The 19,943-nt window shown below is 40.2% G+C and carries 18 protein-coding genes; 4 read left to right on the forward strand and 14 right to left on the reverse strand.

Going from position 1 to position 19,943, the window contains the following annotated elements; translation table 11 throughout:
- Nucleotides 1-43: 43 nt before the first annotated feature.
- Nucleotides 44-2,725: a DNA mismatch repair protein MutS gene (gene mutS / locus SLP02_RS08325; protein WP_319420194.1), complete on the reverse strand. Its 2,682-nt coding sequence runs from the start codon at nucleotides 2,723-2,725 to the stop codon at nucleotides 44-46.
- Nucleotides 2,726-2,983: 258 nt separating this feature from the next.
- On the opposite strand from mutS, the gene sfsA reads away from it, so the two are divergent.
- The gene (gene sfsA / locus SLP02_RS08330) at nucleotides 2,984-3,712 is read left to right on the forward strand and encodes a DNA/RNA nuclease SfsA (protein ID WP_319420195.1); all 729 of its coding nucleotides are present in this window, start codon (nucleotides 2,984-2,986) and stop codon (nucleotides 3,710-3,712) included.
- 171 nt (nucleotides 3,713-3,883) lie between these two features.
- The gene (locus SLP02_RS08335; protein WP_319423663.1) at nucleotides 3,884-4,435 is read left to right on the forward strand and encodes an NUDIX hydrolase; all 552 of its coding nucleotides are present in this window, start codon (nucleotides 3,884-3,886) and stop codon (nucleotides 4,433-4,435) included.
- 76 nt (nucleotides 4,436-4,511) lie between these two features.
- Here the strand turns inward: SLP02_RS08335 and SLP02_RS08340 are convergent, their stop codons facing one another.
- A complete protein-coding gene (locus SLP02_RS08340) occupies nucleotides 4,512-5,402 on the reverse strand; it encodes a LysR family transcriptional regulator (protein WP_319420196.1) in 891 nt (296 codons plus the stop codon).
- A gap of 103 nt (nucleotides 5,403-5,505) precedes the next feature.
- On the opposite strand from SLP02_RS08340, the gene SLP02_RS08345 reads away from it, so the two are divergent.
- The gene (locus tag SLP02_RS08345) at nucleotides 5,506-6,210 is read left to right on the forward strand and encodes a pirin family protein (protein WP_319420197.1); all 705 of its coding nucleotides are present in this window, start codon (nucleotides 5,506-5,508) and stop codon (nucleotides 6,208-6,210) included.
- Nucleotides 6,211-6,329: 119 nt separating this feature from the next.
- On the opposite strand, the gene SLP02_RS08350 is transcribed toward SLP02_RS08345, so the two are convergent.
- The 12 genes from SLP02_RS08350 to SLP02_RS08405 all read right to left on the reverse strand — a co-directional run bounded on the left by SLP02_RS08350 (nucleotide 6,330) and on the right by SLP02_RS08405 (nucleotide 17,432).
- Nucleotides 6,330-7,226, reverse strand: a complete 897-nt coding sequence (locus SLP02_RS08350) for a tetratricopeptide repeat protein (protein ID WP_319420198.1) — start codon at nucleotides 7,224-7,226, stop codon at nucleotides 6,330-6,332.
- Nucleotides 7,227-7,430: 204 nt separating this feature from the next.
- The gene (locus SLP02_RS08355) at nucleotides 7,431-7,667 is read right to left on the reverse strand and encodes a hypothetical protein (protein WP_319420199.1); all 237 of its coding nucleotides are present in this window, start codon (nucleotides 7,665-7,667) and stop codon (nucleotides 7,431-7,433) included.
- Nucleotides 7,668-7,829: 162 nt separating this feature from the next.
- The gene (locus tag SLP02_RS08360) at nucleotides 7,830-7,994 is read right to left on the reverse strand and encodes a hypothetical protein (RefSeq protein WP_319420200.1); all 165 of its coding nucleotides are present in this window, start codon (nucleotides 7,992-7,994) and stop codon (nucleotides 7,830-7,832) included.
- Nucleotides 7,995-8,050: 56 nt separating this feature from the next.
- Nucleotides 8,051-8,902, reverse strand: coding sequence for an S-formylglutathione hydrolase (gene fghA / locus SLP02_RS08365; RefSeq protein ID WP_319420201.1), 852 nt, complete (start codon nucleotides 8,900-8,902; stop codon nucleotides 8,051-8,053).
- A gap of 196 nt (nucleotides 8,903-9,098) precedes the next feature.
- Entirely contained in the window at nucleotides 9,099-9,884 is a 786-nt protein-coding gene (gene yaaA / locus SLP02_RS08370) for a peroxide stress protein YaaA (protein ID WP_319420202.1), read from the reverse strand.
- Nucleotides 9,885-10,095: 211 nt separating this feature from the next.
- Entirely contained in the window at nucleotides 10,096-11,031 is a 936-nt protein-coding gene (locus SLP02_RS08375; protein ID WP_413467343.1) for a LysR family transcriptional regulator, read from the reverse strand.
- A 132-nt stretch (nucleotides 11,032-11,163) separates the two neighbouring features.
- Entirely contained in the window at nucleotides 11,164-12,108 is a 945-nt protein-coding gene (locus SLP02_RS08380; RefSeq protein WP_319420204.1) for a DNA polymerase III subunit delta', read from the reverse strand.
- Between the two features lie 55 nt (nucleotides 12,109-12,163).
- Nucleotides 12,164-12,601: an FHA domain-containing protein gene (locus tag SLP02_RS08385; protein WP_319420205.1), complete on the reverse strand. Its 438-nt coding sequence runs from the start codon at nucleotides 12,599-12,601 to the stop codon at nucleotides 12,164-12,166.
- A gap of 61 nt (nucleotides 12,602-12,662) precedes the next feature.
- Nucleotides 12,663-15,035 carry a heavy metal translocating P-type ATPase gene (locus SLP02_RS08390; protein ID WP_319420206.1) on the reverse strand — a complete coding sequence of 791 codons (2,373 nt, stop codon included), beginning with the start codon at nucleotides 15,033-15,035 and terminating at the stop codon, nucleotides 12,663-12,665.
- Nucleotides 15,036-15,395: 360 nt separating this feature from the next.
- Nucleotides 15,396-16,820 carry a glycogen synthase GlgA gene (gene glgA, locus SLP02_RS08395; RefSeq protein WP_319420207.1) on the reverse strand — a complete coding sequence of 475 codons (1,425 nt, stop codon included), beginning with the start codon at nucleotides 16,818-16,820 and terminating at the stop codon, nucleotides 15,396-15,398.
- A 331-nt stretch (nucleotides 16,821-17,151) separates the two neighbouring features.
- Nucleotides 17,152-17,280, reverse strand: a complete 129-nt coding sequence (locus SLP02_RS08400; RefSeq protein ID WP_319420208.1) for a hypothetical protein — start codon at nucleotides 17,278-17,280, stop codon at nucleotides 17,152-17,154.
- A 2-nt stretch (nucleotides 17,281-17,282) separates the two neighbouring features.
- Entirely contained in the window at nucleotides 17,283-17,432 is a 150-nt protein-coding gene (locus tag SLP02_RS08405) for a hypothetical protein (protein ID WP_319420209.1), read from the reverse strand.
- 246 nt (nucleotides 17,433-17,678) lie between these two features.
- On the opposite strand from SLP02_RS08405, the gene SLP02_RS08410 reads away from it, so the two are divergent.
- Complete coding sequence (locus SLP02_RS08410; protein WP_319420210.1) at nucleotides 17,679-19,940, forward strand: PBP1A family penicillin-binding protein; 2,262 nt, start codon at nucleotides 17,679-17,681, stop codon at nucleotides 19,938-19,940.
- Nucleotides 19,941-19,943 lie beyond the last annotated feature (3 nt).

Consider the following 19,943-nt stretch of genomic DNA (forward strand, 5'->3'; position numbering starts at 1 on the left):
TTTATTACATTAGAGTTGATTAACTGCTGCAAAAGCTAAGTTTTTAATCTTCAAAGATATCTAGCTGTTCCATTGTCTTGCCATCATCATTTTTTTTAGGTTGTATCTGCTCAATGCCTTTACGTAAACCTAAAGCAATTTTGCTATGCTTCTCGATTTGACCCATAACTTGTCTAGCTCTGCTAATTACCGAAGCGGGTAAACCTGCTAATCTACCTGCTTCAATACCGTAAGATTTACTAGCACCACCTGCACACACCTGATGGAGAAAGATAATCTTATCAGCCATTTCTTTGACCGTTACTTGATAGTTAGCCACGTTAGTCAAAATAGAAGCCAATTCGTTTAACTCATGATAGTGAGTTGCAAATATCGTTCTTCCCTGGATATCTGTTGCCAAGTATTCCGCTACCGCCCAAGCAATAGAAAGTCCGTCAAAGGTAGCTGTACCTCTGCCGATTTCATCGAGCAAAATTAAAGATTTAGGGGTTGCGTGATTAAGAATATTAGCAGTTTCGTTCATCTCTACCATAAAGGTAGATTGTCCTGTGGCGAGATCGTCTACTGCACCAACACGAGTAAAAATGCGATCGCATATTGCTAATTTAGCCTCCGTAGCGGGAACATAACTACCGATTTGGGCAATTAGCTGAATTAGACCGATTTGTCTTATATAGCAGCTTTTACCACTGGCATTTGGTCCCGTCAAAATAATTAAATCTGGATATGTACCCCCCTTAATAAGGGGGGGTTGGGGGGGATTTAGATCCTTTTCTGAGGTGGGCTGAAGAGGATTTCCCATTTGAACCGAATTAGGGACAAAAAAGCCTTCTCCAAGAGATTGCTCGACAACGGGATGTCTACCTTCTAAAATATTAATCTCTCGTCCTGTCACCATTTGGGGACAGCAATAGTTTTGATAGACAGCAACTTCAGCCAAACCTGCCAAAACATCAACCGCAGCTACCGCTTTGGAGATACTGCGGATTTCTTGAGCTTTTTCCGCTACAGTGGCTCTTAACTCAGTAAAGATGTCGTATTCGAGATTATTTAAGTCGTCTTTTGCCGTTAATATTCTGGTTTCCCGCTCTTTTAACTCCGAAGTAATATATCTTTCTTCGTTGGTTAAAGTTTGTTTGCGCTGATAGTTATCTGGGGCTTGGCTAGCTTTAGAACGGGGCATACTAATATAGTAGCCAAAGGTTTTGTTGTAGCCGACCTTAATATTAGCTACACCAACCCGTTCTCTTTCTGTTACCTCCAGGTTCGTTAGCCATTGTTTATCGTCTTCTAGTCTTTGACGAATTTCATCTAGTCGAGAATCAATACCGTCTTTGATAATTCCTCCCTCCTTAAGATGTTGAGGTGGAGATTCAACTAAACGCTCGACTACATATACTCCTAGCTGTTCCAACTCTGGAGGAATTTTATGTAGAGCTTTGAGGTAAGGAGAAGAACCAAAAGAGGCGATCGCCGATAAATCGCTTAATTTAATCAGTGATTCAGATAAAGCCAGCAAATCCCGTGCATTAGCCGTACCAGAAGCAACTCTACCCGATAATCTTTCAATATCGTATATTTTACGCAACATTGAGCGTAAATCCTGGCGCATGGAAGTATTTTCTACCAGTTCTTTAATTGTGTCTTGTCTTGCACCAATGCCTTTAATATCAATCAAGGGTTGCAGTATCCAACGGCGTAAAGCTCTACCGCCCATTGCCGTACTGGTGCGATCTAATGCCCAAAGTAAAGAACCGTGAAACGTTCCGTCTCTAATTGTTTGGGTAATCTCTAAATTACGGCGGGTTTGATGATCTAAAATTAAATAGTCTGCCAAGCTATAGGTGCGAAGAGGTTGCAAGGTCACTTGATAAGCTTTTTGCGTATCTTCGACATACTCTAATAAGCCACCCGCAGCCCGAACCCCCAACGGTATATTGGCACAACCCATTCCTTCTAAAGAGCTTACCCCAAATGTATCTTTAAGTCTTTGGCTAGCTTCAATTAAAGTAAATGGCTGTTGCGATCGCAAGGAATAACAAAAGCTATCGGGCAAATAATCAGCTAAATACTCAGATTTCTCACCTGGGCGTAGTAAACCACTAACATCTGGGGCATTAGCGGGTAATAATACTTCTGATGGCTGTAAACGCAGCAACTCTAAAGTTAAGGAACTCAATTCGCTGGACTGACTAGTAAAAAACTCTCCCGTAGATATGTCTGCATAAGCCAAACCCCAATGTTCTCCTGCAATGACGATGGCAGCCAGGAAATTATTTTGACGGGCTTGCAACATTCCATCATCAGTAAGAGTACCAGGGGTAAGTAACTTTTGAATCTCCCTTTTGACTAAGTTCCGTTTTTCCGCAGCAGCAGTAGCAGCATCTTCTACCTGATCGCAAATTGCCACCGCATAACCCTTTTCCACCAGCATCGTACTATAACGTTCTAAAGCATGATGGGGTACTCCTGTCATTGCCACTCTGCCTAATTCTTTTCCCCCTTCCTTGCTGGTTTGAACTAGCTCTAATTCTCTGGCGATCGTTACAGCATCCTGAAAAAAGCATTCAAAAAAATCTCCAACCCGATACAACAATAAAGCATTAGGATACTTTTCTTTCACTTCAACATAATGTTGGTACATCGGTGAAAGCTTTGATTTATCAATATTACGGCAGTCGGTAATGATGTTTTTATCTGTTGTATTATGCTTGTCAGAGGGCATGAATCAGTGCTAATACTATCTTTATTACTATGACTTTATCCTACTCGAACAAATACCTCGGTTGTAATCTCAATCTGTTTTAAAACCACTTTGCGGTCAGCTATTAGCTCTTAGCCGTTAGCTTTTAGCTAAACTGGCATAGTGGGAGAATTAAACCCGAATTGAACTATGACAGAATTGGAAGGTTAGTTATAAAGATCTCAAATAGATTATATAAATACTGATAAAATTGGCTTCGTCTTTGTTTAATAATTAAGCATGAGCCTAATATATCAATATTCCCCTCTTCTTCCAGGCAAACTAATCAAACGCTACAAAAGATTCCTTGCCGATATTAAATTAGCCACAGGGGAAATAATTACGGCTCATTGTCCCAATACCGGTCCGATGACGGGTAACTGTACCCCAGGAAGTTTAGTCCAGGTCTCTAAAAATAATAACCCTAAACGCAAGCTAGCATACACCTGGGAAATGATTGCGGTAAACTCTGCCTGGGTAGGAGTCAACACAGCAATGCCCAATCGAGTGATTAAGCTTGCTTTAGAGCAAAAACTGTTTCCCGAATTAGCATCTAGATATAGTAACGTGCGTTCAGAAGTTCCCTATGGCAAGGATAAAAAAAGTCGAGTTGATTTTTTGCTGACGGGAGAAGATACCCAACTACCAATATATCTTGAAGTCAAAAGCGTTACCCTGAGTACCGATAATGTAGCTTTATTTCCCGATACAGTTACTCTTCGCGGACAAAAGCACCTAAAAGAATTGACTGCTTTAGTAAACGAAGCAAAACCAGTAATGCTATATTTTATAAATCGTAGTGACTGTAATGTTTTCGCTCCCAGCGATCGCTGCGACCCTCTATATGGTGAATTACTTCGTGAAGCTGTAATCCAAGGAGTTGAGGTTTTGCCCTGTCGCTTTGAAATTACCCCGCCAGGAATTAGATATTTAGGACTGGCAGATTTTTTACTTCATGAACCTGATTAACACTATTTTTATCAATAAAAACAGCAATAAACTAGTTGATTATTAGGCTAAAAGCTAAGAGCGCACACAGCAAAGCTGTGAAGTCGTCTTACGACGATCTGCGCGTTCGCGCTGCAGCTAAAAGCTTGATACAGTTAATATGAACAAAGATAATTGGCACAAGATGTAATCATGTCTGTAGGTAACGAACCACCAGAAATTCTAGAGCAAAAACTTTTTTATAAAGGTCGTAAATTTGACTACGAAGTAATCAAACTGCGTTTACCTAACGGCGTTGAGGGAGAATGGGAATGTATCCGCCATCCTGGGGGAGCTTTAGCCGTGCCTGTAACTTCGGATGGTAAGTTTGTTTTAGTCAAACAATATCGCTTTACCGTTAATGGCAGACTATTAGAATTTCCTGCGGGGACAGTAGAAGCTAATGAGTCTCCATTTGAGACAATCAAACGAGAAATAGAAGAAGAAACGGGATATCGAGCAAATGCCTGGCAAGATATGGGTAAATTTATTCTTGCTCCTGGATATTCTGATGAATACATTTATGCTTTTCTCGCACAGGATTTAGAAAAGCTAGAAACACCACCCCAGCAAGACGAAGATGAAGATATAGAGGTAGTGTTAATGACGGAAGAAGAATTAGAACAAGCTATCTTAGCAGGAGAACCTATAGATGGAAAAAGCATTGCCTGTTTTTACATGGCGCGAGCTTATTTAAAACGATAAGGGATATTTTTCTAATTCTGAGTGATCTATTCCTTTTTACAAATAGGCGTTGCTGATATGTAATGTTGTACTTTAACTATTTATCCTCAAAATGTTGCTTAAAAAACTCAGTGAATAGTCGGATCTTAGTATTCAAATGTCGATTCAAAGGATATATAAGGCACAGAGAAACTGCCGGTGGTTGATAGTCAGGTAAGACGATCGCCAGAGTTTCTGCTTCTAGTTCTTGTTTAATAATAAAGGTAGGCAACAGAGCAATACCCAAACCTTTAACGGCTGCATCTTTTAATACCTCACCATTATTAGAACAAAATACGCCCTTAACTGTCACCTGATACTCTTGGTTATTGTTGATTAACTGCCATTGGTTTCCTGTCACTATCTGCCCATAATGCAGACAGGAATGCTCCCTTAACTCTAAAGGATGGTTAGGCAGTCCATGGCGTTTAAGATAGCCATCAGAAGCACACAGAACTCTGGATATAGGAGCGATCGCCTGACATACCAGGCTGGGAGATGTCTCAGGTTGGGCAATTCTAATGGTTAGATCGTATCCTTCGGCAATTGGATCGATAAAGCGATCGTCTAGGGTTAGCTGTACCTGCAAATCTGGGTATTGAGCCATAAATTCGGCGATCGCCTTACCTAAATGTAAAGTACCAAAGGACATAGGCGCATTAATTTTTAGCGTTCCTTTTGGTTCTGTTTGTAGCTGAGACACGGCAATTTCTGCTGCTTCCACCTCCGCTAATATATCGACACATCGTTCATAAAAAGCTAGTCCTGTGGGTGTGGGATTAACCTGACGGGTGCTGCGCTGTAGTAGCTGTACTTTTAATTCATTTTCTAAGTTGATTACTAACTTATTTACAGTTGAACGGGATACACCCATCTTTCTGGCAGCAGCAGCAAAGCCACCTGAGCGTACTACTTGAGCAAAGGCTTCCATACTGGCAAACTTATCCATAGATTGTAGAAAAAATAGATACAATATGTCTATTAAATATAATATTGTCTTTTATTTTAATCTAATTCATAATATTTATATAAGCTCAAAGAGGTAAAACCAGATGATTACAATTCGTCCTCAAGCAGAAAGGGGTACAGCCAACTTTAGCTGGCTAGATAGCAAACATAGCTTTTCTTTTGGCAACTATTACGATCCACAACAGATGGGTTTTGCCAGCTTACGAGTAATCAATGAAGATAAAATAATACCAGGTAAAGGTTTTGGTACTCACGGACATCAAGATATGGAAATCATTTCTTATGTCCTCTCAGGAGAATTGGCACATAAAGATAGTATGGGCAATGGTTCAACAATTCGCCCAGGAAACGTGCAGCGAATGTCGGCGGGGACAGGGGTTAGACACAGCGAATTCAATGCTTCAGATACCGAGCCTGTTCATTTACTACAAATCTGGATTATGCCAGAGCAAAGAGGCTTAAAACCTAGCTATGAAGAAAAAAAATTTGCCCCTGAAGCCAAACAAGGCAAATTAAGATTGGTAGGCTCAAAAGATGGGCGAGATAACTCTGTAACTATCCATCAAAATGTAGATCTTTATCTAGCTAGCTTAACTTCTGGCGATCGCTTAACTCACGAAGTCAAAAATGACCGTGTAGCTTGGCTACAGGTAGCAAAAGGAGCAGTGTTGCTAAACGAAAAACTACTCCAGGCTGGGGATGGTGCGGCAGTTACTGATGAAGCTCAAATTGCGATCGCTGGAAATAGCAAAGACAGTGAAATATTATTGTTTGACATGGCAAAGTAAAGGGCTGCGCCCTAGCTATTAGCTGTTAGCTGTTAGCTGTTAGCTATTTACTTAAGTAATCTTTAGAAGCTAAAAGCTAAAGGCTTTTTTTTGTAAACGCGGTTTATTTCATCTCAGATCTAAGGTATAGGGGGAAGTTCTGATTTCCCTTCTGCTGGTGAATCCTTAAAATTAGAGACCATCTCCTGTATTTGCGGATTATTCAAAAACTTACGGGTATCTTCAATTAACTTTTCTCCCCAAAGGTTGTCTTGTAAAAATTGAATATCTGCATAGCGATTATCAATTGCTAAAGCTGCTTTACCCAATTCAATCCCCTTTTGAACATCTCCCTCGGTAAACAGAGCTACAGCCAAAGCTAGTTGAGGCTCTGCCTGTTTGCCGTCTACTTTAAGCACAGACTGCCATTTCTCAATTGCTTTATCGCGATCGCCTTGCTCATATTCTACCAAGCCCACATTATTCAGTGCGGGCCAAAAACTTGCTTCTTGAGCAAAAGCTGTTTCATAGGATTCAATTGCTTGGTCAAACTCAGATAATTTGAGATAGGTATTACCCAAATCAAATAATGCTTCTGGGGAATTTTGCTTTATATCTAAGCCTGCTTCTAGCTTATCTCTGGCTGCTTCATAATCACCTTTGCGAAAATAAGCATTACCTAAACTAAATAAGATACTTTCTTCTTCTTTTGGGGCAAGAGCCTCCGCTTTTTCTAAAGCTTTTATACCTTTGTTAATCTTTTTTTCTTGAATATACAGACCTCCAAGAACAAACCAGGTTTCGTAGTTACCAGAAGCTAACTGAGTTGCTAATTCGGCTCTAGGTAATGCTAAATCATACTGTTGAAAGCGAATTAGCTGTACTGCGTCTTGAAGCAGTTGCAGCCCCTGTGCCTCTAGTTTTCCTGAATCTAGCTTAGGTATGTATGGTAGTACGGCTTGTCCCCTAACTGGCAAAGATATACTAGTAATGCCAGCGCAAGCTATCAGAGAAATCAACCAGTTAAGTTTAGACACAGTAATATTTCAATTTATAAGTTCTTAATATTCACAAGTTACTTCATTGTCTAGTAGAACGGCAAATTTTCTCCAGACTTTTATAGTTAATTAAATAATCAAAGCTCGTGCCAATCATAATTTATAAATATTCTAATAGACCTCTGACTTATAATATACGCCTTTTAAATCTAAGTTATGGAAATATCTTACGTCTAATATTACTCACAAAAATAATGGAGAAGACGGAACAAATACTCTGAAAAATATAGAGTGGGGCATATTTAACGGAGAACAAGTAGACATAGGAAACCTAGCATCTCTAATACAACGAAGTGAAGACGCATCAGGAAGCTGAACAATTGCCGCAGTCGCAGCAGATTCAGACTCAGCTACACCTCCACCCCTCATCATTCCCATACCTTTAGAAGACACAGAATCAAAACCAGCAATAGACAACACAGCCAATCCCAACCCCAATGATCTACCTACCCACACCACCCCATGTATCACTAACTGCGCCAGTAGCCATGCTAGATCAAGACGTAGACAGCCTAATAATCCATTGTTGTTCCAACTATGAATTGAGCAAGTCTTCCTTGTTTGTCTGAGCGCTGATTGTGCCTATCCCAAATACTCAGCAATTTGTTTAACTTTTAATCCCTTCGCCTTCTGGCGTAATGCTATTGCCCTTTGTTTGGTGCGTCGAAGTATTGTTTGTGCTACTTTTAACTCTTGTAATGTTTGATTTTCCTCTTTCGTTAAAATTACTTTGAATGCTGTTGGCATTCTTTAATATGATGCGGTTTTTGCGACCTTTTTATTTTATGCTTTTCTAGGTGGAGCTACTTATTTAAATACACAGCATGATGCTGCATATGATCCTTTATAAACGTACTAATCGTAAAATAGCTGTGATCGTATCCCGTTTGCCAGCGTAAATTTAAATCTTGTCCTACTTGCTGACAGGCTTGTTGAAAATTTTCTGGTAATAACTGTTTTTGCTCATAAAATTGATCGGCAGTACCCTGATCGATTAGGATTGTAGAATTTAATTGGGTTTGCTTAATCAATTCAGTGGCATCGTATTCTGCCCACTTTTGGCGAGCGCTACCTAAATATGCCGTAAAACTTTTGTTCCCCCAGGGACAATTCATCGGTGCTGCTATGGGTGCAAAGGCGGATACTGATTGGTATTGTTGGGGATTTTTTAAAGCACAAATTAAGGCACCATGTCCTCCCATAGAATGTCCCAAAATACTTTGTTTTTCTGGTTTAACTGAAAAGTTATCTTTAATCAACTGTGGCAACTCTTGGGTAATATAGCTATACATCTGGTAATGTTCACTCCAGGGCTTCTCCGTCGCATTTATGTAGAATCCTGCACCACTACCCAAATCCCACGTCTCGTCTTCTCCAGGTATGCCTGTATTGCGGGGGCTAGTATCAGGCGCAACCAACATAATTCCTAACTCAGCAGCGTAACGTTGTGCGCCAGCTTTGGTAATAAAATTTTCTTCGTTGCAGGTTAAGCCTGAAAGGTAATAAAGAACTGGGACTGGTTGAGATTGTGCCAGAGGAGGAAGATAAACTGCAAAATTCAGATCGCAGTTACAGGAGTCTGAATGATGAGTATAGTAAGCAACAGTACCATCAAAACAGCGATATTCGGATTTTAGACTTAAAGAATTAAACATGGTGCAGCAATCTAATAACAACCTAACATTGAATATACCTATACAATAGTTTGCCTATTACTGTCTATTGCCAATCAAAATACATATAGCAATACGTACTTATATTAGGACATCTGCTACTTGTTACTTGTTACTTACGAGCAGTTCATTTTTCTGTCCTAACTAATCAACGTACTGCGATATTCGTTGCCTGAATCTATTTGTGGCGGGTAAAGACTAGATTCTGGCGATCGGATAATTCATCATTATAACCATAGCCAGCTTCGCTGAAATTTTTTAGGTCTTGGGTATTTTGCAATTTATTTTTAATAATGTATGCAGCCATCATACCGCGAGCCTTCTTGGCATAAAAACTAATTATTTTGTATTTTCCCTGCTTCCAATCTTTAAATACAGGGGTAATAATATCTCCTTTCAGTAATTTTGGCTTAACTGCTTTGAAATACTCGTCTGAAGCTAAATTAATTACGGTTTTGAGATTTAATTGCTCCAATTGCTGATTAATGGCTAAAGTTAGCTTATCCTGCCAAAATTCATAAAGAGTATTGACTGATAAATCTTTTAGCTTAGAGTGAGTTAATTTTGTACCCATTTCTAAGCGATAAGGTTGAATCAAATCTAATGGTTTAAGTAGACCATACAACCCAGACAAAATTCTTAAATGTTCTTGAGCAAAGTCAAAATCTTGCTGGTTAAAATTATCAACAGCCATTCCCTGATAAACATCTCCTTGAAAAGCCAGTAAAGCCTGTTTAGCAGTCGTATGATCGAATGAAGGTTGCCAAGTCTGATAGCGGGATGCGTTTAACTCTCCTAACTTATCGCTAATTTTCATCAGCGATGAAATCTCTGGTGCTGATAGCTGACGTAGTTGCTCAACTAAAACCTCTGTATCAGCTAAAAAATATGGTTGAGAAAAATACTCGACACTTGCAGGAGTTTCAAAATCTAGGGTTTTGGCAGGGGAAATTAAGATCAGCACAGGTTGTTAGCGAAGCTTAGAATATGCTCAGGTAATCAGATATTATTTTAATCTTATTAAACATATATATATACAAATTTAGGTAATCAAGCAAGTCAGCAGTTTACTATTTTTTCAGTGCCAAAACCTTTTGATGGTCATATTGGAGTTATTCAACGTAATGCGATCGCTAGCTAGACTTTATTAACTCCAAAACCCGAAATTATTCTTTCTACTGAGCAAGTTGGGCTAAAATACTCGATTCTGGAAAAGTCATTTTTGGACTTTCTTCAAGCAAATAGTCTAAAAATGTTTCGGCAATCACCGAAAGTTTTTTGCCTGTTAAGTGAGATACAAACCAACGCCTTTTGATAGGAAAATTTTGGAAATCTAAAACAGTCAACTCGCCTAATATCCTCTCAGAAATGAGACAGTGTTCTGAAAGGATTGATATGCCTAATCCTCCTGCGATCGCTTGTTTGATTGCTTCATTACTGCCTAACTCTAGCTTGACCTTTACAGCAATATCATGCTGACTAAATAGCTCAAAAATTGCTTCTCTAGTTCCTGAACCCTTCTCCCTCATAACAAAAAAGAGATCGTTTAATTCAGTCAAACTAATATTTTTTTGCCCTGCTAAGGGGTGATCTTTCCTGGCGACAACAACTAAAGGATTGTTCAAAAATGGCTTACTGATTAGGTCAATATCTCGGTGAGGATTACTAACTACATACAAATCATCTTTATTTTCTAGCATTCGCTGCTGAATTTCCTGGTGGTTAGTTACTTTGAGTGCCACATCAACACCAGGATAATGCTGACAAAAAGAGCCAAGCAGCCTGGGAACAAAATACTTGGCGGTTGTAATTACCCCCAGATTCAACTGTCCCTCTTTCGTGCCTTTGAGATCTGCCACCTTCATCTGAAAATTACTCAGCTTCTCAAAAATATCTTGGCAGGTAATTAGCAACTCTTTACCAGCATCAGTCAAGTAGAGGCTTTTACCTATTTGCTCAAATAAAGGCAAGCCAATAGCCTTGGTCAACTGCTTTACTTGGCTAGAAACAGTGGGTTGAGTAATCAATAATTCCTCGGCTGCACGGGTAAAACTGCCATTGCGCGCCACCGTCTCAAATACCTTTAACTGATGCAGAGTTGCTGGAATCAAGAACCGATCCTCCTCAATGGTAATTAACTGATTATCTGCTTTAATCATATATAAAAATCAATGTTTTGTAAAAAAATCATAATCAATTCTATATAAACATTTTAAATTAGTAAGTTTCTGTTTACTTATTTCTTAGTCCACAAGACTCAGCAAAGCGCATTCCCAAACAAGTCGAGGCTGCACATAACTCAAGAGATATCGACGAGTTTTTTCCCACTGGTGCATCAGATTACTTCGTTGGTTTTGCTGCCAATAGTAGTATTGCAGATAGTCTATTAACCAAAGTTGAGTTGACGGATCTAGCTCGTCAGTAATTGTTTGGGCTAATTGCATAGCCTGTAGAGGTGTTTTAATTGACTGTTTGAGTTGATACAGTAGTTGATTTGGAATTGTCTGTAGCTGATTCCAGGCAGCGATCGCTTTTCCTGGACTTCCTTGGGCGATCGCCATTAGCTCAGAGTATTCTAAAATTGCCTGATATCCTTGATTTACGAGTATTGTTTTTAAATTAGCTTCAGATAGAGAATAAAACTGAATACGCTGACAGCGCGATACTAATGTACTTAATAATAAATCCGCATCAGGAGCAATTAAAATTAGGGTGGCTTTGCCTGGCTCTTCTAAGGTTTTTAATAAGGCATTAGCTGGTGCTTCTGCCATAGTTTGAGAATCTTCAATAACTACAACCTTTCTCTTGGCTTCAAGTATAGGGCGATGAAGAAATTGAGTCAGATTACGAATTTGTTCAATCCGAATTTTGGGAGGTGTTTTGTATTGCAAACCTTGCTCAGTAGCTTGTTTAGCGGTATACAATTCACCTTTACTCAGATATGTAGGCTCTACCCAAAGTAAGTCTGGATGATTCCCTGTGGCTAGTTTTCTAGCAACTTTAGGTAGCTTTTCTGGAGTTAAACCCATACTAAGCAATAGCCGAGCAAAACTTTTTGCAGCCATACTACGACCAATACCCGAAGAGCCACAAAACAAATATGCTGGAGCAATGCGGTCTAGCTTTACCGCCTGTTGTAATAATTCAACCGCTTTATCTTGACCTAGTATATCTTGGAAAGCATCCATTTTTCTAATGTAGGGGCGATCGGCCCTTCGCCCCTAACTAATTGCTAAATTTGTGTTACTCTCCTTCCTCATCTACATCCATCATGGCAGGATCAATTAAGGTAATGTCATAGGGATCGTCAGGAGGAATAGTCGGAAAAATATCATATTCACGATACTGATATACTGCTTCTACTTGAGGACCAAAAATAACTTTATCGCCATGTTTTAGATCGTGAAACCTAACTTTTTTACCTTTAATCAATAATCCATTGACGCTGGTATTGCCTTCGGAGTCACCATCAATAAGCCGATAACAATTACGCTCTTCTTCTTGTCGTCTGACTAAAGTAGCGTGATGACGAGATACAAATTGAGATTGCAGTACAATACTACATTGCATACCTCGACCCAAAGAATAAACTTCATCTTTAAGCTTTATTTCTCGGTGTCCTTTGCCATCGGTAACAATTAAAATATGCTCTTCTCGATGTATTACAGGTTTTGCAGTCATGAGCCAAGTCTATATTCACCAACTTATTGTACCCAGGTTTGTTGCTTAAAATAGATAGTTATTAGTTTTTGGTAGCAAAATTGAAATTCAATAAAAGAGAGTTGGTCACTACAATTAAAGAACTAGATGCCATAGCTAATGCTGCTAAACCAGGAGACAACAGTAAATCATATTGAGGTAATAAAATTCCTGCGGCAATAGGAATAGCGAACACATTATATGCCAATGCCCAGACCAGATTTTGCTTGATTTTGTTGACTGTAGCACGACTAAGCTCAATTGATTCAATCACATCTGCCAGCTTGTTTTGCATTAAAACAATATCAGCCGTAGCGATCGCCACATCTGTACTGCCTTGGAGAGATATACCTACATCTGCCTGAGCTAATGCGGGAGCATCATTGATGCCATCGCCAATCATAGCAACTATTTGACCCTGTTGTTGTAATGATCCGATTACTTTTGCTTTGTCCTCTGGCTTTACTTCGGCAAAAAACTGGGTAATATTTAACTGTTGAGCAATCCCTTGAGCCACTTCCGAGCGATCGCCACTCAGCAGCACCGTATTTAATCCCCAGGCTTGTAATTGCTTAATAGTTTCTGACGCATCAGGGCGTAAACTATCTTCAATCGCGATTAAACCTTTTAAAACACCATTTATAGCCAGATAAATAACTGTTTTACCCGATTGGGCAATAAACTGAGCTTTTAAATCATGATCCTCACTAATTGTAATCTCATGGGTGGCTAGCCACTGCTGATTTCCTAGCAACACCTTTTTATCGGTAACAATGGCTGATATTCCCTGTCCAATAGCAGTATTAAAATCTTTTGTAGCTAAAAACAATAAATCCTTTTCTCTTGCTGCGGTCATAATCGCCTGTGCTAGAGGATGATTACTACCATTTTCTACTGATGCTGCTAGCTGCAACAATTCTTCAGGAGTTAAATCTGCTAAAGGAATACAGTCGGTAACTTGAGGTTGACCCTGAGTCAAAGTGCCTGTTTTATCAAAAACTACCGTATCTAGCTTATGAACACGTTCGAGAATATCTCCACCTTTAATTAAAATTCCTTTTTCTGCACCAATACTAGTACCTACTAAAATAGCTGTGGGAGTAGCTAAACCCAAAGCACAGGGACAGGCAATTACCAGTACAGCGATCGCCAGTTTTAAACTGAGTAATAAAGGCGAGGTTGCTACTGTCATTCCCATTGCCATAGACATGGAGTGAGATGCGCCTAGTAAGACAGAATCCCAAATTTGCGTACCAACAAAATACCAGAAGCAAAATGTCAGAGTTGCGATCGCCATAACGCCATAGGCAAAATAACCAGCAATAGTATCAGCTAGCTGCTGTACTGGTGCTTTTCGGGTTTGGGCATCTTCTACCAAATTGATGATTTTTGCCAGGGTGGTATCTTGTCCAATACCTGTGACTTCGATGGTGATAACTCCTGACTGATTAATCGTGCCTGCACGGACTAAATCCGATTTAGCTTTAGCTACTGCCACTGACTCCCCTGTTAGCATCGATTCATCTACGGTGCTTTCTCCTACCACGATCGCTCCATCCACAGGAATTTTTTCTCCTGGTAAGACTCGCAGCCATTCAGATGGCTTAACTTGTTCTACGGGGATTTCAATCGTCTCAGAGTTATCTTGTTTGCCAATTAAACGGGCAATAGGCGGTTGCAAAGAAACTAGCTTCTCTAAAGCAGCAGAAGCGCGGTTACGAGCTTTCCCTTCTAAAGTACGCCCTAATAAAATAAAGCCTAAGAGCATTACAGGCTCATCAAAAAAACATTCCCAACCCAGTTGAGGCAGAAATAAGGCAAAACAGCTAGCTAAATAAGCACTGGTTGTACCTAAGCCAACCAAGGTATTCATGTTAGGCATTCCGTGACTTAGGCTACGCCAACCATCAATTAAAAGCGATCGCCCTGGAATTAGTAAAGCCAGAGTTGCCAAAGCAAAATGAACCCAGATGTTACTTAGTACAGGTATGTAGGGCAAACCCAGGTGATGTAAATGTCCTATACCCGAAAAAAGCAGCAATACAGCAGCAGTAATCAATTGCTGAACTTGTTTTTTTGACTGCTGTTGTCGTTTTGCCTGATTTGACTGGGCGATTTGATAAATACTGCGATCGCTCGCTCGCAATTGACTAGGAAAACCAGTTTTAGTTAACTTCTCGGCTAAAGCTTCTGGGGCGACGCTTTGGGTCTCATATTCTACTACCGCAACTTCTGTAATCAGGTTGACACAGGCAGATACTACCCCAGAATTCTGCTCTAGCTGTCTTTCTACCGCCTTGACACAGCCAGCACATTTCATCCCCCCAACATCCAAGGCGATTGTCTTTAGTTCTGATTTGGCTAAGTTAAAATTTACTCGTTCTTGATCTGATGGTGGTAAGGGAGACTTGACCATGAATTAAGTAGCTTAAAAAGTTTTGTATCTATAGAAATTTTAATTCAAATGATAGGCAAAATGACTTATTCGTAAGTTCTAGTAGACGGCAGTGCAAATAAACTACTAGTAGATCTGATGTAAATTAACTTTCTTTATCTATATTATTAGAGAAAACCTATATTTTTCAGTAAATAAAAAGATTCATAAAAAAATTCAACTTAGGCAGATTTAACTGCATTATGTGGATTAAAAGTATAGTCAATTCAATTATTTCAATTATTGGAAAAACCGATGTTGATGTTTACGGAAGGGGTCTGACCTCTGACGGCGACGCAGGGTCTGACCCCTAATTCACATTAGACGTACTAGTAGATCTGTTTATGAAGTTAATATTTTTAGTTTTTCCTGCTCATCTTGGGTCAAGTCAGTTGATTGACCAAGGATTTCTTTATACATCTTGGTGTATTCTATAGCCGATTTTACCCAGCTAAAGTTTTGACTCATGGCTCGTTGCTGTAATTCTTGCCATCTATCTTTATAAACAAATCCTTCGGAAGCTCGAACCATACAGGTAAATAAATCTAGGGGTTCGTAACGATCGAAACAATAGCCAGTACCTGCTTTGTTCATCGGCTCGTGATAACTTACCGTATCTACCAAGCCACCAGTGCGCCTCACAATCGGAATGCAACCATAGCGCATTGCTAACATCTGACTAATACCGCAGGGTTCAAACTTAGAAGGCATCAGGAATACATCACAACCACCATAGATCCTACGTCCTAATGAGTCATTATAAAGTAGCTGTACTGACACTCTGCCAGGAAAACGAGTGGCTACCTCCCATAGTTGAGTTTCAATTTGGCGATCGCCCGTCCCTAAAACTACTAGCTGAGAATTGCTATATGCCATAAAGCGATCAATTATCTGCAACAGCAAGCCGATTCCTTTCTGGTCAACAAGTCTTGAGACAATTCCCATGAAGAAAGCGTTCGGATCGACGCTCAAACCTAATTCTTTTTGTAAAGCGGATTTATTGATCGATCTCTTGGCTACAGTGTCTTGAGTGAAATTTTGCTCTAGAGCTTTATCTTTGGCAGGATCGTAACTATCCGTATCAATGCCATTTAAAATTCCTTTAGTCTTACCACTAATAAAGGAAAGTAAGCCCTCAAGCTTTTCGCCATATTCAACGGTTTTAATTTGTTGATTGTAAGTAGGAGAGACAGTATTAACGCGATCGGCAAACTGCACCGCAGCAGCCATTACATTATGTCCCTGCATATACCAAGGACACCAAGTAATCTGCTCTAAATACCATCGCCAAGGACCTTGGTAAGCTAAATTATGAATTGTAAAAACGCTAGAAATATCAGGTGACTGATTCAACCACACAGGAAGCATTCCTGTATGCCAATCATGACAATGAACTATTTCTGGCTTCCAGTAATTCCAGCAAAACTCGGCTGCGCCATTACTAAAGAAAGTAAACCGCCATGCCTCATCTTCTCCTGCATAAATTCTGGAAGGATCGAAAGCAGGATGACCAAATAAATAAACTGGGACATCACTATCTGGTAAAACAGTTTCATAAACAGCAAAGCTATTAAACATGGCATTTCCCCGCCAGACAGGATTAGGGGGAATATCTATTTTGCCGTTTAAAAAGCCATAGTAAGGCATAAAAATACGGACATCATGACCTAGCTTTTTTAGTACTTTAGGTAATGCACCTACCACATCCCCCAGTCCCCCTACTTTGGCAATAGGAGCGACTTCTGCTGCTACAAATAAAATCCGCATTTAAGTTACTATGGTGCTTATTCCTGCTAACGTTTTCTGTGTGATTATAGTCGGGTGATGGGTACGGGCGATAGGGGATCGAGAAAAAGATTTAGTATTACTAGATTTTGTGAGTTCGTTTGCAACATTTTGCCAGCACAATAATTATGATTAAAAACAAAGATTTTGTAGGGTGGGCAAAAGCTGAAAAATATAAAACTGTTTCGGGAGAAACCCTTTGCCCACCAAATTAAAAATTATAAAATTAATAATTTGCGCTTGATTGTGATTTTGGTGGGCATCAAATAAATATTTTTATTCTAAGAGAGGTTTTTCTCTGCCCACCTACGATTTATATCTTTGGTAAATACAAAAAAGGAGTAAGGCGATCGCCTGAATAATATAGAATCAGTACAGTTTGTTTTTCTGCATGAACTCGCGAATCATAGCGACATATCTGACCCCTGACCTCTGACTTCATTTTTAGCCAGTGTTTTCTAAGGGCGTACCCTCGACAGTTCCTATAACGCGGGAAACCCCCGCACCCTCAGCAATAGCGCAGGGCGGGGTACCGCCCAAGTCGCGTCTAGCGACGCTTGGAAGCTTTGCTTCCTGCATGGGGGTTTCCCCCATTGTAGCTATTGCCTCGCAACGGACTGTCTCGCAATCCGTGGGTCAGTTGCGGAAGTGCGCCTTACTCGCTGATGTTGACCGCCCGCATTGATTCATGCAAGAAGTCTAGTTATCGACGAGCTACGTTATTTGTTTTGAGGGCAGACAAATAAAAAGTTAACTGTCAAAATCAATTGGTGATGGTATTACTTACAATTGAATTAATTTAGATCAAAATTTTTGGCGTTTTTTTCGTGAGATTACTTAATGACTACCAAACCTCCTGCTAAGGGCAATAATTCTCAATCACCCATTAGTAAAGCTGTCACCCAAGCGGTACAAAAGATTAAAGTTAACTTTAGCCGTGGCAATTTTCAATCGGGCAAAGCGACTCCAGAGTTGAGAATCAAAGAAGCTAATGGTAAAGAAGAAACTTATCCCTTAGTTGGCGATCGCTATACTTTAGGACGTAGTTCAAGCTGTGATATCAGTATTCGCAATGCGGTAGTCAGTCAAACTCATTTAATCTTAAAAAGAAATCGCAAAAAACCTCGTTCGTTTATCGTTCAAGACGAGCAATCTACTAATGGTACTTACCGAGGTAAGCGTCGCTTTAAAAATTTCTCTTTATTTCATGGAGAAAGCTTTACCTTGGGCCCTCCAGAATTGGCTGCTGCCGTAACGGTTAGATATATTAATCCGCCTCCACTGTGGCTCTATATTATCCGTTATTCTCTCTATGGCATGGGAGGGCTGGTAGGTTTGATGTTATTGATTTTGGGCATTGAATGGCTCAAAGTCCCTGTATATCCCATACCAAGAGAATCAACTCTACCTGTAGTGGTTTATGCACAGGATGGAGTAACGCCAATCAATCCTACGGCACAAAATAACACCCACCGCGAATTAAAAAACCTAAGAGATTTTTCGACCTATCTACCCAAGGCAGCGATCGCTTCTGAAGACAGTCGTTACTACTGGCATTTTGGCGTTGACCCCATCGGCATTAGCAGGGCGATAATGATTAATCTTACTTCTGCTGAATTACGCCAGGGTGCAAGTACCTTGACTCAGCAGTTGGCACGGAGTCTTTTTCCTGAAGTCGGCAGACAAAATACCGCAGGGCGTAAAATTCGGGAAATGATCGTGGCTTTGAAACTAGAAACTTTTTATAGCAAAGATTTTATTCTGAAAACCTATCTCAACCGCGTCTATCTTGGCATTGGTAGCTACGGTTTTGAAGATGCTGCCCAATTTTACTTTGAGAAGTCGGCAGCCGATCTCGACCTTTCTGAAGCTGCGACTTTAGTGGCTATTTTGCCCGCACCAAATTTATATAATCCTGTCAAAGATTATAATACCGCCGTTGGCTTGCGTAACCGTATTATCGACCGTATGCTGGCATTGGGCATGGTAAATGCAGAAGAGGCAGATCGGGCAAGGCGATCGCGCATTGAAGTTAGCCCTAAAGCCGAAGAAACTCTTAATAGTGCGGTTGCTCCTTATTTTTATAGCTATGTTTTAGATGAGCTTAAAACCCTATTGGGTGCAGACGTGGCGCAGGAAGGCAACTTTATTGTCGAAACTGGGTTAGATCCCCAACTACAACAAGAAGCGGAAGAATCTCTGGAGTATTCTGTTGCTAACAACGGCGATCGCTTTGGCTATTCTCAAGGGGCAGTAGTTACTCTCGATAGTAGAAACGGCAATGTACTGGCTATGGTTGGTGGTGTTGACCACGATCAAAGTCAATTTAATCGGGTAGTTCAGGCAAAAAGACAGCCAGGTTCAACCTTTAAAGTTTTCACTTATGCAGCAGCTATTGAAGAGGGAATCGACACCGATACAAAATATTCCTGTGCGCCTTTCACTTGGAAAGGACAACAATATCGTGGCTGTGAGCGTAGCAGTGGCGATATTGATATGTATCAAGGATTAGCGCAGTCTGAAAACGTGATTGCTTTTAGAGTTGCTGAAGAGGTGGGCTTGAAAAAAGTTATGGAGGTAGCTCAACGTCTTGGTGTTTCCTCTCCCCTTACCGAAGCCCCTGGTTTAGTTATCGGACAAAGTGAAACTAACGTACTGGAAATGACTGGTGCTTATGCCACCATTGCCAATGACGGCATTTGGAATAAACCCCACGCTATCAATCGTATTTTAGACGGTAATGACTGCAAAAAATCGGACAAACCTGATACCTGTCGCGAAATTTATGTTTTTGACGACGATAAAGCAACCTATCGCGATGTCATCTCTCAAGATGTTACCGACAAACTTACCGATATGCTCAAAGAAGCTGTGGAAAACGGTACGGGCAAAGCTGCATATATAGATAAAGGAGAAGCTGGAAAAACTGGTACTACTGATAATAATGTCGATCTCTGGTTTATTGGCTATGTACCCAAGGATGACTACGACTACGTGACGGGGGTTTGGTTGGGCAATGATAACAATTCACCCACCAGCGGTAGTAGCTCGCAAGCAGCTAGCCTTTGGGGTAGATATATGAAACAGGCAGTTAGTAATTAAGTG

The organism is Pleurocapsa sp. FMAR1, assembly GCF_963665995.1.
In the GTDB taxonomy this organism is placed as follows: Bacteria; Cyanobacteriota; Cyanobacteriia; order Cyanobacteriales; family Xenococcaceae; genus Waterburya.

What these genes read in the sequence shown, in the direction of transcription:
- SLP02_RS08400 (WP_319420208.1), bottom strand. Translation starts at nt 17,280, where the DNA reads ATGAAGTCAGAGGTCAGGGGTCAGATATGTCGCTATGATTCGCGAGTT.
- SLP02_RS08345 (WP_319420197.1), top strand. Translation starts at nt 5,506, where the DNA reads ATGATTACAATTCGTCCTCAAGCAGAAAGGGGTACAGCCAACTTTAGC.
- SLP02_RS08360 (WP_319420200.1), bottom strand. Translation starts at nt 7,994, where the DNA reads ATGCCAACAGCATTCAAAGTAATTTTAACGAAAGAGGAAAATCAAACA.
- SLP02_RS08385 (WP_319420205.1), bottom strand. Translation starts at nt 12,601, where the DNA reads ATGACTGCAAAACCTGTAATACATCGAGAAGAGCATATTTTAATTGTT.
- SLP02_RS08335 (WP_319423663.1), top strand. Translation starts at nt 3,884, where the DNA reads ATGTCTGTAGGTAACGAACCACCAGAAATTCTAGAGCAAAAACTTTTT.
- SLP02_RS08410 (WP_319420210.1), top strand. Translation starts at nt 17,679, where the DNA reads ATGACTACCAAACCTCCTGCTAAGGGCAATAATTCTCAATCACCCATT.
- mutS (WP_319420194.1), bottom strand. Translation starts at nt 2,725, where the DNA reads ATGCCCTCTGACAAGCATAATACAACAGATAAAAACATCATTACCGAC.
- SLP02_RS08380 (WP_319420204.1), bottom strand. Translation starts at nt 12,108, where the DNA reads ATGGATGCTTTCCAAGATATACTAGGTCAAGATAAAGCGGTTGAATTA.
- SLP02_RS08405 (WP_319420209.1), bottom strand. Translation starts at nt 17,432, where the DNA reads ATGGGGGAAACCCCCATGCAGGAAGCAAAGCTTCCAAGCGTCGCTAGA.
- SLP02_RS08340 (WP_319420196.1), bottom strand. Translation starts at nt 5,402, where the DNA reads ATGGATAAGTTTGCCAGTATGGAAGCCTTTGCTCAAGTAGTACGCTCA.
- sfsA (WP_319420195.1), top strand. Translation starts at nt 2,984, where the DNA reads ATGAGCCTAATATATCAATATTCCCCTCTTCTTCCAGGCAAACTAATC.
- fghA (WP_319420201.1), bottom strand. Translation starts at nt 8,902, where the DNA reads ATGTTTAATTCTTTAAGTCTAAAATCCGAATATCGCTGTTTTGATGGT.
- SLP02_RS08390 (WP_319420206.1), bottom strand. Translation starts at nt 15,035, where the DNA reads ATGGTCAAGTCTCCCTTACCACCATCAGATCAAGAACGAGTAAATTTT.
- glgA (WP_319420207.1), bottom strand. Translation starts at nt 16,820, where the DNA reads ATGCGGATTTTATTTGTAGCAGCAGAAGTCGCTCCTATTGCCAAAGTA.